Annotated in this window: 13 protein-coding genes; 2 read left to right on the forward strand and 11 right to left on the reverse strand. The window is 56.7% G+C overall.

The features are described 5' to 3' along the window. Positions 1 to 25 precede the first annotated feature (25 nt). Positions 26 to 640 (forward strand): TetR/AcrR family transcriptional regulator, encoded by a 615-nt coding sequence (locus ACT2B1_RS11030; RefSeq protein ID WP_170384099.1) that lies wholly within the window; start codon positions 26 to 28, stop codon positions 638 to 640. Here the strand turns inward: ACT2B1_RS11030 and ACT2B1_RS11035 are convergent, their stop codons facing one another. The 3 genes from ACT2B1_RS11035 to ACT2B1_RS11045 all read right to left on the reverse strand — a co-directional run bounded on the left by ACT2B1_RS11035 (position 641) and on the right by ACT2B1_RS11045 (position 3029). Further along, positions 641 to 1699: an adenylate/guanylate cyclase domain-containing protein gene (locus tag ACT2B1_RS11035; RefSeq protein WP_481667739.1), complete on the reverse strand. Its 1059-nt coding sequence runs from the start codon at positions 1697 to 1699 to the stop codon at positions 641 to 643. It lies immediately after the preceding gene. Next, positions 1696 to 2064, reverse strand: a complete 369-nt coding sequence (locus tag ACT2B1_RS11040; protein ID WP_171121253.1) for a group I truncated hemoglobin — start codon at positions 2062 to 2064, stop codon at positions 1696 to 1698. Before ACT2B1_RS11040 ends, ACT2B1_RS11035 begins: the two co-directional genes overlap by 4 nt. A 122-nt stretch (positions 2065 to 2186) precedes the next feature. Then, on the reverse strand, positions 2187 to 3029 hold the full coding sequence (locus tag ACT2B1_RS11045; protein ID WP_481667740.1) for a glycosyltransferase family 25 protein: 843 nt from the start codon (positions 3027 to 3029) through the stop codon (positions 2187 to 2189). Positions 3030 to 3168: 139 nt separating this feature from the next. Between ACT2B1_RS11045 and speB the strand changes: the two genes are divergently transcribed. Continuing rightward, a complete protein-coding gene (speB, locus tag ACT2B1_RS11050; RefSeq protein ID WP_171134782.1) occupies positions 3169 to 4143 on the forward strand; it encodes an agmatinase in 975 nt (324 codons plus the stop codon). A gap of 21 nt (positions 4144 to 4164) precedes the next feature. Here speB and ACT2B1_RS11055 read toward each other — a convergent pair whose 3' ends face one another. The 8 genes from ACT2B1_RS11055 to ACT2B1_RS11090 all read right to left on the reverse strand — a co-directional run bounded on the left by ACT2B1_RS11055 (position 4165) and on the right by ACT2B1_RS11090 (position 13418). Continuing rightward, positions 4165 to 5382: an aminopeptidase P family protein gene (locus ACT2B1_RS11055; RefSeq protein ID WP_171121250.1), complete on the reverse strand. Its 1218-nt coding sequence runs from the start codon at positions 5380 to 5382 to the stop codon at positions 4165 to 4167. Positions 5383 to 5544: 162 nt separating this feature from the next. Continuing rightward, positions 5545 to 6756: an ABC transporter permease gene (locus tag ACT2B1_RS11060; RefSeq protein WP_481667741.1), complete on the reverse strand. Its 1212-nt coding sequence runs from the start codon at positions 6754 to 6756 to the stop codon at positions 5545 to 5547. 5 nt (positions 6757 to 6761) lie between these two features. Continuing rightward, positions 6762 to 8033 carry an ABC transporter permease gene (locus ACT2B1_RS11065; protein ID WP_170649476.1) on the reverse strand — a complete coding sequence of 424 codons (1272 nt, stop codon included), beginning with the start codon at positions 8031 to 8033 and terminating at the stop codon, positions 6762 to 6764. 68 nt (positions 8034 to 8101) lie between these two features. Further along, positions 8102 to 9190, reverse strand: a complete 1089-nt coding sequence (locus ACT2B1_RS11070) for an extracellular solute-binding protein (RefSeq protein WP_171121247.1) — start codon at positions 9188 to 9190, stop codon at positions 8102 to 8104. 98 nt (positions 9191 to 9288) lie between these two features. Beyond that, positions 9289 to 10380 carry an ABC transporter ATP-binding protein gene (locus tag ACT2B1_RS11075; RefSeq protein ID WP_171239353.1) on the reverse strand — a complete coding sequence of 364 codons (1092 nt, stop codon included), beginning with the start codon at positions 10378 to 10380 and terminating at the stop codon, positions 9289 to 9291. A gap of 148 nt (positions 10381 to 10528) precedes the next feature. Next, positions 10529 to 11236, reverse strand: a complete 708-nt coding sequence (locus ACT2B1_RS11080) for a maleate cis-trans isomerase family protein (protein ID WP_171239354.1) — start codon at positions 11234 to 11236, stop codon at positions 10529 to 10531. Continuing rightward, a complete protein-coding gene (locus ACT2B1_RS11085; RefSeq protein ID WP_171239355.1) occupies positions 11233 to 12378 on the reverse strand; it encodes a M24 family metallopeptidase in 1146 nt (381 codons plus the stop codon). The genes ACT2B1_RS11080 and ACT2B1_RS11085 overlap by 4 nt, the downstream gene beginning before the upstream one ends. After that, the gene (locus tag ACT2B1_RS11090) at positions 12375 to 13418 is read right to left on the reverse strand and encodes a pyridoxal-phosphate dependent enzyme (RefSeq protein WP_171123586.1); all 1044 of its coding nucleotides are present in this window, start codon (positions 13416 to 13418) and stop codon (positions 12375 to 12377) included. Before ACT2B1_RS11090 ends, ACT2B1_RS11085 begins: the two co-directional genes overlap by 4 nt. Between the last annotated feature and the right edge of the window lie 10 nt (positions 13419 to 13428).

Below are 13428 nucleotides of genomic sequence, written 5' to 3' on the forward strand. Positions count from 1 at the left end.
GACAACAAAGGCACCTGACCCAGGGATGACGAAACGCGGCTATCACCACGGCAACCTCAAACAAGCCCTGATCGAGGCCGCTTTATCCCTGATCGAGGAAAAGGGCCCAACGGGTTTTACCCTGTCTGAGGCCGCCAAAACCGCCGGGGTGACGCCAGCGGCGGTCTACCGGCACTTTCAGGGCCGTGAAGACCTGATTGCCGAAGCAGCCAGACAAGGGTTCGAGATGTTTGCGGACCTCATGCAATATGCCTATGACAAGGGGCAACCGTCGGCACTTGCTGCGTTCGAAGCAACGGGGCGCGCCTATCTTGCATTTGCGCGCAAGCACCCGGGCCATTACATCGCGATGTTCGAAAGTGGCGTTTCCATCAACCGCACGCCTGAACTTTCCTTGGCTGCCAACCGGGCAAAAAGCGTATTGGAAAAGGCCGCAGCGGACTTGTCGCAGCACATACCACCTGAAAAACGCCCTCCAGCCTCCATGTTCAGCGCCCATATTTGGGCCATGAGCCACGGTGTCGTGGAACTTTATGCAAGAAACACCGGTGCAACATCGCCCTTCCCTCCCGAAGACTTACTGGAGTCGGGTATTGGCATTTATCTCAGGGGTTTGGGATTGGTGCCGCAAGACGATTGATCAGAACACTGACCTTGGCTGCGGCAAGCTAAGGCCAGAGGTTACATTGATCAGATCCATCTCCCCCATCCCCTTGATGTCCACACGTCCTAACTCCGAAACCTGGAATTCATCAATCAGGGCGTATTTCATGTCTTCAGGGGCGACAATATTCATAGGGTTAGCAAAGACTTGCAGCCGCGAGGCGATGTTCACCGCCGGTCCAAACACGTCGTAGACATATTTCTGAATCCCGACAACAGAGCCCACTGCAGGCCCCATTCCAAGCCCGATGCGGGCCTGCCATTTATGAGGGTGGCTTTCGTTGCGCCTTTCCAGATAACGCAGGAATTTGACCGCACAATGCGCAACCGCCGTCGCGTGATCCGGGGTTGCGTCCGGCATCCCGGACACGGCAAGGTAGGCGTCCCCGATTGTTTTGATCCGCTCGCATCCGAATTGCTCGACGATCCGGTCAAAGGCCGTGAAAATGTCGTTCAACTCGCTCAACGTGACTGTGGGATCTGTTTTCGCAGCGAAATCCGTAAAACCGACGAAATCCAGCATGACCACTGAAACCTGATCATAAAGCTGCGGCGTGACAACGCCGAAGGTCTTGAACTCCTCATACACCGCGCGCGGCATCAGGTTCAGCAACAGACGCTCGACACGCTCTTTTTCACGCTCCAGTTCACGTGTGTTACGCTCGACCATTGTCGAGTAGCTGTCGATCATACTCTCCAACTCGCGGATGCGCGTGATGTTCTGGTATTCAACAACCAGCAACTGCTCTTCCGAACCATTTGCCAGAGACACGGCCATCGCAAAGACCAGAGTCCGACGCTTTGGTTTGATCTGCATTTCGACCGAGTAGCGCAGACCCGATTGTTTGACGTCATCCAACTCGCGCGGGTCCAGATCGGGGAACATATCCAGCAATGTCTGCCCTTCGGACGGTGCTCCGAACCATTCGGAAAAGGGACCATTATAGAATACAAACCCAAGGTCCGAGGCCCGCACAACGGCAATCCCCACTCCAATTGCCCGCAGCAATTGTTCATTTATCGCCAGAATGCTCATGCTGCGTTGCGCGTCACGATGATTGCGCGCTTGGATTCAATGGCATTCAGCGCGATCTTGATATGAGCGTCCTCCATACCGTGCATTTCCAAAGCCTGGCCGAACAAATCCGCCATTTCGTCAAAATCAGCATGAGAAATATTCAGGTGTCGATGAACGGCCTCGATCCTGTCATCGCTGAACGACGCCGGGCCGCCCACAAGCGAAGAAACAAACTTGGTTTGGTGATCAATCAGGCGAGGCATGTCAATGTCTTCGAAATGATCTCCGATCTGGTCGGAATCCAAAGCCATCTCGTAGAACGTCATCACGATCCGGCTGATCGTTTTGAAGCCGCCATAGCGTTCATAAATCGTCTGACTCATACCAAAAACCCAAGTGCCAATTGGAAACAACACCGCGAGGTTATATCAAAATGGTAGTTTTGTTAACGCTTATAGGGCAAATGACCACGTTCGGTGCAAATGACGCTGCAATCGTTGCGCGCTTACACCTTTAGATCCTTTGCGCAGGGGATAAATCCGACGTAACCGCCCTGCTCCAACAATCGCTTTTCACCGCCCACCCGCCAGTACAATTTCCTCAGAGCCGCGCGAAGTTCACGCCGAATGCGGAACCAGCTTGGTCCTTTATCCAGACCGGTATTCGTTTTGGTGTCTATCGACCGCTCACTGACCTTTACTTCTTCATCTGTCTGATCCTGTTGCTTTGACCAGATCATCTGAACGCCCACGGCGGGAAAACACTGATACATGCGCCAATCTGTACGCGGATAGGAAATGAAGTCATCCAGATGGTCTGAATACTGCTCGGACCAGGAAAGAAGCTTCCGACACGCGGTTTGGGTCACAATATAAGCGGCTGAGCTAGGAGCCATCTCAAGCATAGGTCTGACCGGAACGTCCGAAATGTGGCCTACTTCTCCAAACCTCATTGACCTTGGGGAATAATCGAGCTTGACCATATCGTACTCAGCCGGATTACTCAGCAAGGTCGAGACTGTCTTGCCCGTTTCCGCAGACAATTCCACGTCATCTTCAAATATTGCAACCGACTGAAGGCCGCGATCCAACGCAGCCTGCCAAACCGCACGGTGGCTTTCAAAGCACGCAATTTCACTTTGCTTCAGCCCCCAGCGGCTGCCTGCACCCGGCACATAGCCGTTATTGTCCAAGGCGCCCGGCACCTGACCATCGACTGCGCTGAACCGTGCGGCACCGGCCACGCCTGCAGCGGTAAACTGCCCTTCCATAAAGTCACGCCGTGCGGGGACACGGTCCAAGTTGATATAGAAAATACCCGTTTCCGGGGGCAGTTCGTGATCACTCACGGCATTTCCTTTCCAGTCGCCCCGTCAGATAGACACCGGCGGCGGGGACATTCAACCGCCAACTTCATCTGGATGATCTATCCACCGACCAAGAACCCGGCTAAGTTTTGATTTGAAAACAAGAAACAGGTCTTCAGCTATGTCATCACATGGGTATTCCAGCGGACGCCTCAACCTACCTTTCGTAGGCATATCAACCTTCGGCAAATCACCCTATGTCGAGGACTGGGATCAGATAGACGCAGACGTGGCCGTTCTTGGCGCTCCGTTCGATTTCGGCACCCAGTGGCGGTCGGGCGCTCGGTTCGGGCCGCGTGCCGTGCGCGAGGCGTCGACCTTGTTCAGCTTTGGTCACGCGGGGGCCTATGATCACGAAGATGACGCGACCTATCTGGATAGCTCGGTCCGCATGGTTGATATCGGGGACGCCGACATCATCCACACCAAGACCGAGGAAAGCCACGCCAACATCCAGTTCGGAGTGCAGAAAATCCTGAACGCAGGGGCCCTACCTGTCACCATTGGCGGCGATCACTCGGTCAATATCCCTTGCATCAACGCATTTGCCGCGAATTGTGCCGAGAATGGTCCTATCCATGTGGTCCAGATCGACGCGCATCTGGATTTCGTTGATGAACGCCATGGTGTCACTGCCGGGCACGGCAACCCGATGCGGCGCGCGATCGAGAAAGACTATGTCTCGGGCATGACCCAGTTGGGCATTCGCAACGTGTCCTCGACCGCGAAAGAAGGCTACGAGGATGCCCGCGCCCGTGGCTCAGACATTCTGTCGGTGCGGCAGGTCCGCAAACTGGGAACCGAGGGCGTATTGGCCCGCATCCCTGAGGGCGCGCGGTATTATGTGACGATTGATATCGACGCTTTTTGCCCTTCGATTGCGTCAGGCACCGGCACGCCCAGCCACGGGGGTTTTCTGTATTATGACGTGCTGGAAATCCTGCAAGGTCTGGCGCAACGCGGCGATGTGGTAGGCATTGATCTGGTCGAAGTCGCGCCGAATTACGACCCAACCGAAAGCACACAAATTCTAGCCGCGCAGGTGTTGCTGAATTTCATCGGCTTCATTTTTCACGAACGTGGCAAGAGGGGCTAAACGCCCCTCTTGCCCTTTGTGTCAGTTGATCGTGTTGTGTTCCGGCCCATAGGGGAAGCCGGTGATGTTCTCGGCTCCGTCATCGCCGACAACCAGAATGTCATGCTCACGATAACCACCCGCGCCGGGCTGACCTTCGGGAATCCACAGCATCGGCTCGATTGACACGACCATGCCCGGCTCCAGCACCGTGTCGATATCCTCGCGCAGCTCCAGCCCCGCTTCGCGCCCATAGTAGTGGCTGAGGACGCCGAACGAGTGGCCATAGCCGAACGACCGGTATTGCAGCAGGCCCTCATCAGCGAAGAACCGGTTGATCTCGGCGGTGATGCCCGAACAGGTCGCGCCGGGTTTAATCAGGCTTAGGCCCAATTCGTGCGCGGCGACGTTGGCCTTCCAGATGCGCAGGCTGTCAGCGTCTGGCTCGCCCAGGAACAGCGTACGCTCCAACGCGGTGTAATAGCCCGAGATCATCGGGAAGGTGTTCAGCGACAGGATATCGCCCTTTTGCAGGGCCCGCTTGGTTACGGGGTTATGCGCGCCATCAGTGTTCAGGCCAGACTGGAACCAGACCCAGGTGTCGCGGTATTCGGCATCCGGGTATGCGCGGGCAATCTCAGCCTCCATCGCGTCACGCCCGGCCATAGCGATCTCGATCTCAGTCGCGCCTTCGCGGATCGCGGCGTGGATAGCGGCACCGCCCACATCTGCGGTGCGGGCCCCACCCTTGATCAGTTCTATCTCTTCTGCGGATTTCACCATCCGGGCCGCCATCGTATCACCGGCCACATCCACCAACTCGGGCTGTCCCAGCATTGCAAGCGCCGTGTCGCGTGCGGCCAGTGTCATGTGGTCGCCTTCAATACCGATCCGCTTAGCACCACCGATCAGGTCGGCCACCGCGCGCCAGTAATTGTCGCGTTTCCAGTCGGTGTAGATGACGTTTTCCTCGACCGAGCGTCGCCAAGGCTGGCCCGCGTCGATATTGGCCGAAACCGTCGTACACGCGTCCTGCGTCACAACACAGCCGTAAGGACGGCCAAAGGCGCAATACAGAAAGCCCGAGTAATAGGCGATATTGTGCATCGAGGTCAGTAACACCGCCGGTATATCCCGCGCGGCCATCATGGCGCGCAGGCCCGACAGGCGGCGGGCGTATTCTGCCTTGCTGAACGGCAGCGGGGCCTTGTCGCCATTGTGGCTGGTGAAGAACTCGGGGCGGTTTGTCAGATCTGTCATCATGCTCTCTCCTGCAATGCCGGACGAAGGGTGCCCGGCCACAAGTCCCGGCGTTCAGGACAAGCGGCCTCGGGAACCGAGAGCCATGCGCCCGTTTGACTGTCACGACGCCATCGTGACCGGGCTACATGTCGCAATGGCTAAATCACGCCGCGGAGTGCGTCAAGCGGGGGAAAGTCCCCGCAGACGCTCGGACCGGCGGCGCAGCAATTCAACCGTGGTCAGCAGCGCGATTGAGATCACCACAAGGATCGTCGCCACCGCCAGAATGGTCGGGCTGATCTGTTCGCGCAGGCCGGTGAACATCTGCCACGGCAGCGTCTTCTGGCTGGCCGAGCCGACGAACAGCACCACAACCACCTCGTCAAACGAGGTGATAAAGGCGAACAATCCGCCCGAGATCACACCCGGCAGGATCAGCGGCATCTGGATCTTGAAGAAGGTCCGCACCGGCCCTGCCCCCATATTTGCCGCTGCCCGCGTCAGTGACTGGTCAAACCCGACCAGAGTCGCCGTCACGGTGATGATCACAAACGGAATACCCAGAACCGCGTGGGCAAGAATGACCTTCACATAGCCCACAAAGTTCTTGTCCATTCCCAATGTGCCTTCAAGGAACCGGCCAATATCGCTGTAGAAAAAGAACATACCAGTGGCCGAGATGATCAGCGGCACGATCATGGGTGAGATCAGGATACCCATAATCGCACGCCGCCCGGGAACATGACTCTGGCTGAGGCCGATGGCCGCCAAAGTACCCAGCGAAACCGAAATGAACGTCGCAATCGGCGCGATGATCAGCGAGTTTTTGAAGCTGCGCTGCCATTCATTATTGGTGAAGAAGTCGCGGTAGTGCTTCAGCGAATATCCTTCAGGGTCCAGCCTCAGCATCTCGGGCGTGAAGGTGAAGAAATCCTGCGCGTTGAACGACAGCGGCAGGACCACAAGGATCGGCGTGATCAGGAACACGAAGATCGCACCACAGATCCCACGGAACGTATAGTGCCAGAACACCTGTTGACCGGTCATATACGGCAGCAGTTTCTGCCGGTAACGGCCTTCATAAAGCCAGAAGATGAAGAAGGCGAAGAACCATCCGGCCAGCAGCCCGACAATCAGCCCGGTAACACCGGCAAACAGCAAGCCAAGCCCGCCCAGCCCTAGTATAGTGATCCACCGAGCCACGCTCTCATTGTCCAGAACGTTCATATAGACCCAGGCCAGCCCCGCCATAAGCGCGGCTCCGATCAAAATCCCCAGCAGGACGCTGCCCTGCCCGGCCCCGACGAACATGCCAAGGAAACCTCCGGCAATGGCCACCGCGGGCAGAACCACCGACATGGGTTTGCGGGATATAGGTGTAAGTGCTGCCATCGTCTTTATCCCAGCTTCACGTTGTCGATGCCCACGATCTTGTCATAGCACCAGTAGAGTAACAGAACGACCGCCAGCAGGATCGTACCCAAGGCCGCCGCCAGCCCCCAGTTCAACGAGGACGAGATGTGATAAGCGATCCGGTTCGAGATGAAGACACCCTTAGTGCCGCCCACGATCTCGGGAGTGATGTAGTAGCCGATTGCGAGGATGAACACGAGGATCGACCCTGCGCCGATGCCTGGAATGGATTGCGGGAAGTAGATGCGCCAGAAAGTCGTCCAGTTGGTCGCGCCCATGGATTTTGCCGCGCGTGTGTAGGAGTCTGGAATGGTCTGCATCACCGAATACATCGGCAAGATCATAAACGGCAGCAGGATATGCGTCATCGCAATGATCGTCCCGAATTGGTTGTTGATGATCACCAATCGCGCATCATCAGCCACCAGCCCCAGCCAGACCAGCGTTTCGTTGATCACGCCCTGCTGTTGCAACATCACCTTCCACGCCGAGGTTCGCACCAGAAGTGACGTCCAGAAAGGTAACAACACAAGGATCATCAACAGGTTCGACACACGCATCGGCAGCGTCGCCAACAGATAGGACACTGGGTAAGCCAGCAGGATACAAGACGCCGTAATAATCAGCGACATCATCAGCGTGCGGCCAAACAGCTTGATCAGAATTTGCTTATCTTCAGGTTGCGCCTGCGCGCCTTCGGGGGTGCGGCGCATGTCGATTGCATTCAGGAAATAGCCGTTAGTGATGGGAACCGCGTGCGTCTTGATCGTGCGCCAAGTCTCAACATCCCCCCAGCCATCGTGAATATCAATCAGCTTGTCTTTGAACGGGCCGTCTGTTTCCGGATCCAACTTTTTGATCTGACGACCAGACCGGCGGAACATCGAAGACATACCCGTTTGTTCATAGTTCAAACGCGAGCCCAGACGGGTGTGCGTTTTCTCGTCGATCGCTGTGATCATGTCCTTGGTGAAGGCCGCATAAAGCGCCTCATCCGGAAGTTCACCGCTGTCGGCATCCCAATTTCGTAATTCGACCACAGTCAAAGGCAGCGTGTCGGCCACGATGCTGTTTTCGACCGAGCGGAACAGCATAGACATGATCGGAATCACAAAGGAAAGCAGGACAAACAGCAGCAGCGGCGCAATCAGGGCCAGTGCCCTCAGCTTGCGGCGGCGCAAAGACCGCGCCAGAGATTTCTTCAGCGGCGTGCCATCGGCGGCCAGCATCGGACCGGATTGAGTTGCGTCAGTCATCTGCGTCCCTTGGTCTTTCTTGGTGGATCGGGGCCAATGGCGGCCCCGACCAATGACTTAAAGCAGGCTTATTGCGCCAACCACGCCTGGAACTTGGCGTCGATGTCGTCGCGGTAGTCAGCCCAGAACTCGTAGTTGTACAGGAACGTGTTCTTGGCGTTCTCCGGATCGGTCGGCATGTGCGGCGCCATGTCGATACCCAGATCGGCGTGCTGACCCACCAGCGGCGCCGAAGACGCACGGGCCGGACCGTACGAGATGTACTTGGCCTGATCCGCCAGACGCTGCGTGTCGGTTGCGAACATGATGTAGTCCAACGCGCGCTGCTGACGCTCTTCGCTCAGACCGGCGGGGATGATCCAGCCGTCCAGATCGAACACCTGCGCGTCCCACAGCATTGCGACGGGCTGTTTCTGCTCTTCGATCACGCTGAACAGACGACCGTTATAGGTCGAGCCCATGATGACTTCGCCGTCGGCCAACAACTGCGGCGTGTCGGCACCGGCAGACCACCAAACAACGTTGTCCTTGATGGTACCCAGCTTGGCCAGCGCCTGATCCTGACCTTCCGGTGTTGCCAGAACATCATAAACGTCTTCCTTGGCCACGCCGTCACACAGTAGCGCCCATTCCATGTTGTTGATCGGACGCTTTTCAAGCGAGCGCTTGCCCGGATAGTTCTCCAGATCGAAAACGGCGCAGATCTCGGTCGGAGGGTTATCGCCTACCAGATCGGTGCGATAGCCGAATGTAGTCGAATACACGATCTGCGGAATAAAGCAGTCGCTAACCAGAAGATCGCCGAAATCTTCGGACGCCGGTGTCCCGTCCGGTGCAGCGGCAAGTTGGCTGTCAAAGTCGATTTCAAGCGCCAGACCTTCATCGCACAGACGGATCGCGTCCGCGGCAACAACGTCCACCACATCCCAAGTGATGTTGCCCGCTTCATTCATCGCGCGCAGCTTTGCAACGGCCTCGGCCGAGCTGTCATCATTCAGGATGGTGACGCCGGTCTTTTCCGAATAGGGTTCGTGATACGCTTTGAGCTGCGACTTGGAATACGCGCCGCCCCAGGAGACGATGGTCATCTCTTCGGCCATCGCGCCACCGGCAACGGCAGCAACTGCGCTTGCCATCAGAGTGGTTTTAACTTTCATGTTTAACTCCCTGTTATACCCGTTAAATTTAGATTTTGAGACCGGGTCACGGGGCAACCCGGCCAACTCTTGCCCCGCAACGGCGGGGTATTCATGCCTCAGGCGTCAAGCGCCCGGCAATCATGCGCCAGCCAGCCGATCTCGACCTCTTGGCCGGGGGACAGCCTGATGGCGTCAGGTGCGTTCCGGGTCTTGATGATGAAGTCATCATTGCCCGCCACTGACAGGCGGAAACGGAACACGTCACCCATATAGATGAACTCCTTCACCGTTGCCTTCAGAGTGTGGGCATCGGCGTGCAGGCGATCCTTGTTGAATTCAACACGTTCAGGCCGGATCGACACCTTGGTCCGCTCACCTGCCTTGGTGACGTTCACTGGCTTGGCGTCAATTTCAGAACCATCGTCAAGTGTGACCACGCACGAGTCGCCATCAATAGATTTAACAACACCTTCCAACGTGTTGTTTTCCCCAATGAACTGGGCAACAAAACTGTTTTCCGGCTCTTCGTACAGCAGATCCGGCGGCGCAAGTTGCTGAATGCGTCCGTCGTCAAACACGGCGACACGATCCGACATTGTCAGGGCTTCGGTCTGATCGTGGGTCACGTAAACAGTTGTGATCCCCAACTCATGAGCCAGACGTGTGATTTCGAACTGCATATGCTCACGCAGTTGCTTGTCCAAGGCCCCCAGCGGTTCGTCCATCAAGACAAGCTCAGGCTCGAACACCAAGGCACGCGCAAGAGCGATACGCTGCTGTTGGCCACCCGACAATTGCGCAGGGCGACGACTGCCAAAGGCGCCCATCTGAACCATATCCAAAGCGCGTTTGACCTTTTCTTCGCGCTCATCCTTGCAAATCTTCCGAACCTCAAGCGGGAACGATAGGTTCTCGGCGACAGTCATGTGCGGGAACAGCGCATAGTTTTGGAAAACCATGCCAATGCCGCGCTTATGCGGTGGGATGTTGTTGATCGGTCGCCCGTCCAACATGATCTCGCCATGCGTTGCCGTTTCAAAACCGGCAAGCATCATCAAACACGTCGTTTTGCCGGAACCCGACGGGCCCAGCATCGTGAGGAATTCCCCCTTTGGCATTGAAAGATTTAAATCTTTTACGACGAGTATTTCGCCATCATAAGATTTCTGGACACGCTGAAATTCGACGAACGCTGCGTCATTAGTCATTACCAACTTGGCTCCCCTGTGCCGTCCTTGGTTGCCCGGTTCATCCGGATCTCAAAGACCTGTCCGGCCCATTTAAGGACAAGCGGGACGCGTCGCGCAACCAAAATATGTCTAGAGAATGACAAAGAAATTGGCACGCGCCTGATATTCAGGCGGAATTCAGGTGCCGCATGTGCCAGGCAAGGCTCTGATTGCTAGAAAGCACGGGCTTACCAAGCTGTTTTTCGATTTCCGGGATCGCGTCAAAAGTTCTGAGATTCGTGCAACTTATGAAAACAGCTTCGACCGCCGAATCAGAACCCAGCCGGATGGCGGCATCGGTGACGGATCGTTGGGATATCCGCACGACTTTGGATTCCTCTGCCTCCCCAAAAGAGCCAAAAACATCCATCGAAATCCCATTTTGAGAGAAAGCATGTCGAAGAGGTTCGTTCACTTCTTCGATATATGGGGACAAAAGCGCGAATTTCGAAACCTCAAGTTCTGCGGCACAGGCCGAAGCTGCGCGCAAAGGATTCGTGACGGTTGCAACGTCACATGTGCGCTGAACCATCCGTTCAACCTGATCTGAGCCAATCACAGAACTGGCTGAGGTGCAGCCATATCCCACAACCTTGTACGGCCGGATTTTTGGCAACAGGTCCGCAGCCGCAGGCAATGATTTCTCCATTTCTGACAGGGTGTCCGTCGTGACTTCGGCCCCGCTTGGAATCCTTGATACGTAAAGCGGAACGCTGCGATCCGCGAAATAGGCGCTGAACTCGGGCTCGATTGTTTCGTCTGTTTGCAGGACAATCAATCCAAGCGGACTGACGGATGGGTCATCTGCATCAAGAGTGTATGGTAAGTAACTCATATCTCAATCAACTCCGTCCCAGACTTAGGACTGATAAACTGCGGCGCGTCTTCGGTGATAACTATGTTTTCCTCGTGAACCAGAATTTTGTCACCAACTGCGATGCCGGGTTCAAGCGTCAGTACCATACCAGCCTCAAGAACTGTTTCATCGCCGGGTATGAGCGACGGCCACTCTGTCAATGACATTCCAAGCCCATGCCCCAACCGACCTGCCCCGGTGTCCCCGCTTTGGCGTGACAGAACAGAGTTCATCGCCTGATACAAATCGCACGCACGCGCGCCTGCACGGGCGACTTCAAACGCGGCATCAGTCGCCTCAATCAAGGTTGCATATGCCGATTTGACACCTGCCGTGGCCGGACCGATCGACCAGTTGCGGTCATAATCGCAAAAATAGCCGTCCCAAACCAATCCCGTGTCCAACATCAGAACATCTCCGGGTGCCATAGCGGTATCTCGGGCTGGTGAAATCACGTCTGCATACCCGCCCTGTTCCGCGCCTCCGGCGAGGTAAGGCACCCAATCCGCCCCTTCTTCCAAACACAACATCTGAAAGTGGCGAAAAACAGAGGCAACCGTGACACCGGCTCCCGCAATTTCTGGGACACGCGCGAAGGCACGGCCCGCGATGGTACAAGCCGCTTCGATCTTTGCAACCTCGGCTTCGGATTTCACCATTCGGAGCCTGCGCAAAATACCCGCGTCGCCTGCAAATACGCGATCGTCCGCCAACTGTTTCAGGCGATATAAATCGGCCAGGGGCATTCGGATATGTGTTTCGTGCCCGTCTGGTAATCCGATACGGGAACCAGGCTGAGTCACCTCTCGTAGTGTGTCTGCCAGCAGGTTGATCCCATCATCGCTTAGATCCGGCGAGCTCCACGTACGGATATCATCAATCCACGTTTGTCCCATCAGCGCCGCGCCAATCGAAGGAATGACGGCAATGGGTCTGCCAGATGCAGGCACGATCAGAAACCAAGGGCGCGTCGGACTTTCCCAGAACCGGGTCAAGTAACCTGTGAAATAGCGCACTTCGGGCTCGGTGGTTAGCAGCAATGCCGAAAGCCCATGCTCGCTCATCAAACGCTGGGCACGTTCGGTGCGTGCCGCGAATTCGGTATCCTCAAACCCCTTCATTCGGCGATCTCGGACAAAAAGCATAGAACCCGCGCCTCGGGGCCAATACCCAATTCAGTGCGCAGGCCAGCATTCATAACCGCCGCGATCCCTGCTCCGCCAGACGCCGTTGTTGCGATGCCTGCCTTGGCCATTGCCGGCAGATAACGCAGAACTTCTTCATCCGAGAGCGTCAGAAACATATCCGCGTCTCGTGCCAGACCATTCAGCGCAATCAGCGACGGCTCTTTACAGTCAAGGCGGCCCATTACGCTGTCTGGCCCATCGGCGAAGACACACGCGCCCGCCTCGATACTGGCCTGCAAAGCGGGCGCGGCCTCGGGCTCGACCACGACAATCTGAGGAGCATCTTTCCATACATGGCGGGCATAGGCGGCGACGGCCCCTGCCAACCCACCTACGCCAGCCTGCAAGAAGATATGCGTGGGCACCTGTGGGCATTGACGCACGGCCTCGGCCGCCATTTGCAGGTAGCCTTCCATCAGAATATGCGGCAGTTCATAGTAGCCGGGCCAGGAACTGTCAGACAGCAACGTCCAGCCATTATCCCGAGCGGCCTGCGCCGCAGCCTCCATACTGGCCGCATAATCAACACCCTGACGCACGACCCGCGCGTTCTGAGACCGCAAGCGATCCGCAAAGCTTTCGGGCACAGTTTCAGCGATATACACCACTGCATCTGCACCAAATATCCGCGCACCAGCCGCAACACTCATGCCGTGATTGCCCGCGCTGGCGGTCACATAAGTCCGCCCGGTTAAGGTTGTATCGTCGGGGGCGTCGGAGATATCCGCAGCGTGGCGCGCAATCACATATGCCGCGCCCAACGCCTTGAACGACCCAAGGTTCATCCGCCCACGCTCATCCTTCACCCAGAGATTTGCGACACCGGCAAGGCCGCCAACCTCAGTCAGCGGAGTTTCAGCGGCCGCGGGGCACTGACCCAACAGGGCCGCAACTCGCGCGGCGTCGGTTGAGGGGAATGGCGCCTCTGGGATCAGTTTCTGACCACCGCGATACGGGTTGGATGAGATCTTCAATTGCCTGCCT

This window comes from Ruegeria sp. S263 (genome assembly GCF_056780525.1).

Bases quoted from the DNA above. Each gene is read 5' to 3' on its own strand.
- ACT2B1_RS11030 (WP_170384099.1), top strand. From the start codon at position 26: ATGACGAAACGCGGCTATCACCACGGCAACCTCAAACAAGCCCTGATC.
- ACT2B1_RS11035 (WP_481667739.1), bottom strand. From the start codon at position 1,699: ATGAGCATTCTGGCGATAAATGAACAATTGCTGCGGGCAATTGGAGTG.
- ACT2B1_RS11040 (WP_171121253.1), bottom strand. From the start codon at position 2,064: ATGAGTCAGACGATTTATGAACGCTATGGCGGCTTCAAAACGATCAGC.
- speB (WP_171134782.1), top strand. From the start codon at position 3,169: ATGTCATCACATGGGTATTCCAGCGGACGCCTCAACCTACCTTTCGTA.
- ACT2B1_RS11055 (WP_171121250.1), bottom strand. From the start codon at position 5,382: ATGACAGATCTGACAAACCGCCCCGAGTTCTTCACCAGCCACAATGGC.
- ACT2B1_RS11060 (WP_481667741.1), bottom strand. From the start codon at position 6,756: ATGGCAGCACTTACACCTATATCCCGCAAACCCATGTCGGTGGTTCTG.
- ACT2B1_RS11065 (WP_170649476.1), bottom strand. From the start codon at position 8,033: ATGACTGACGCAACTCAATCCGGTCCGATGCTGGCCGCCGATGGCACG.
- ACT2B1_RS11070 (WP_171121247.1), bottom strand. From the start codon at position 9,190: ATGAAAGTTAAAACCACTCTGATGGCAAGCGCAGTTGCTGCCGTTGCC.
- ACT2B1_RS11075 (WP_171239353.1), bottom strand. From the start codon at position 10,380: ATGACTAATGACGCAGCGTTCGTCGAATTTCAGCGTGTCCAGAAATCT.
- ACT2B1_RS11080 (WP_171239354.1), bottom strand. From the start codon at position 11,236: ATGAGTTACTTACCATACACTCTTGATGCAGATGACCCATCCGTCAGT.
- ACT2B1_RS11085 (WP_171239355.1), bottom strand. From the start codon at position 12,378: ATGAAGGGGTTTGAGGATACCGAATTCGCGGCACGCACCGAACGTGCC.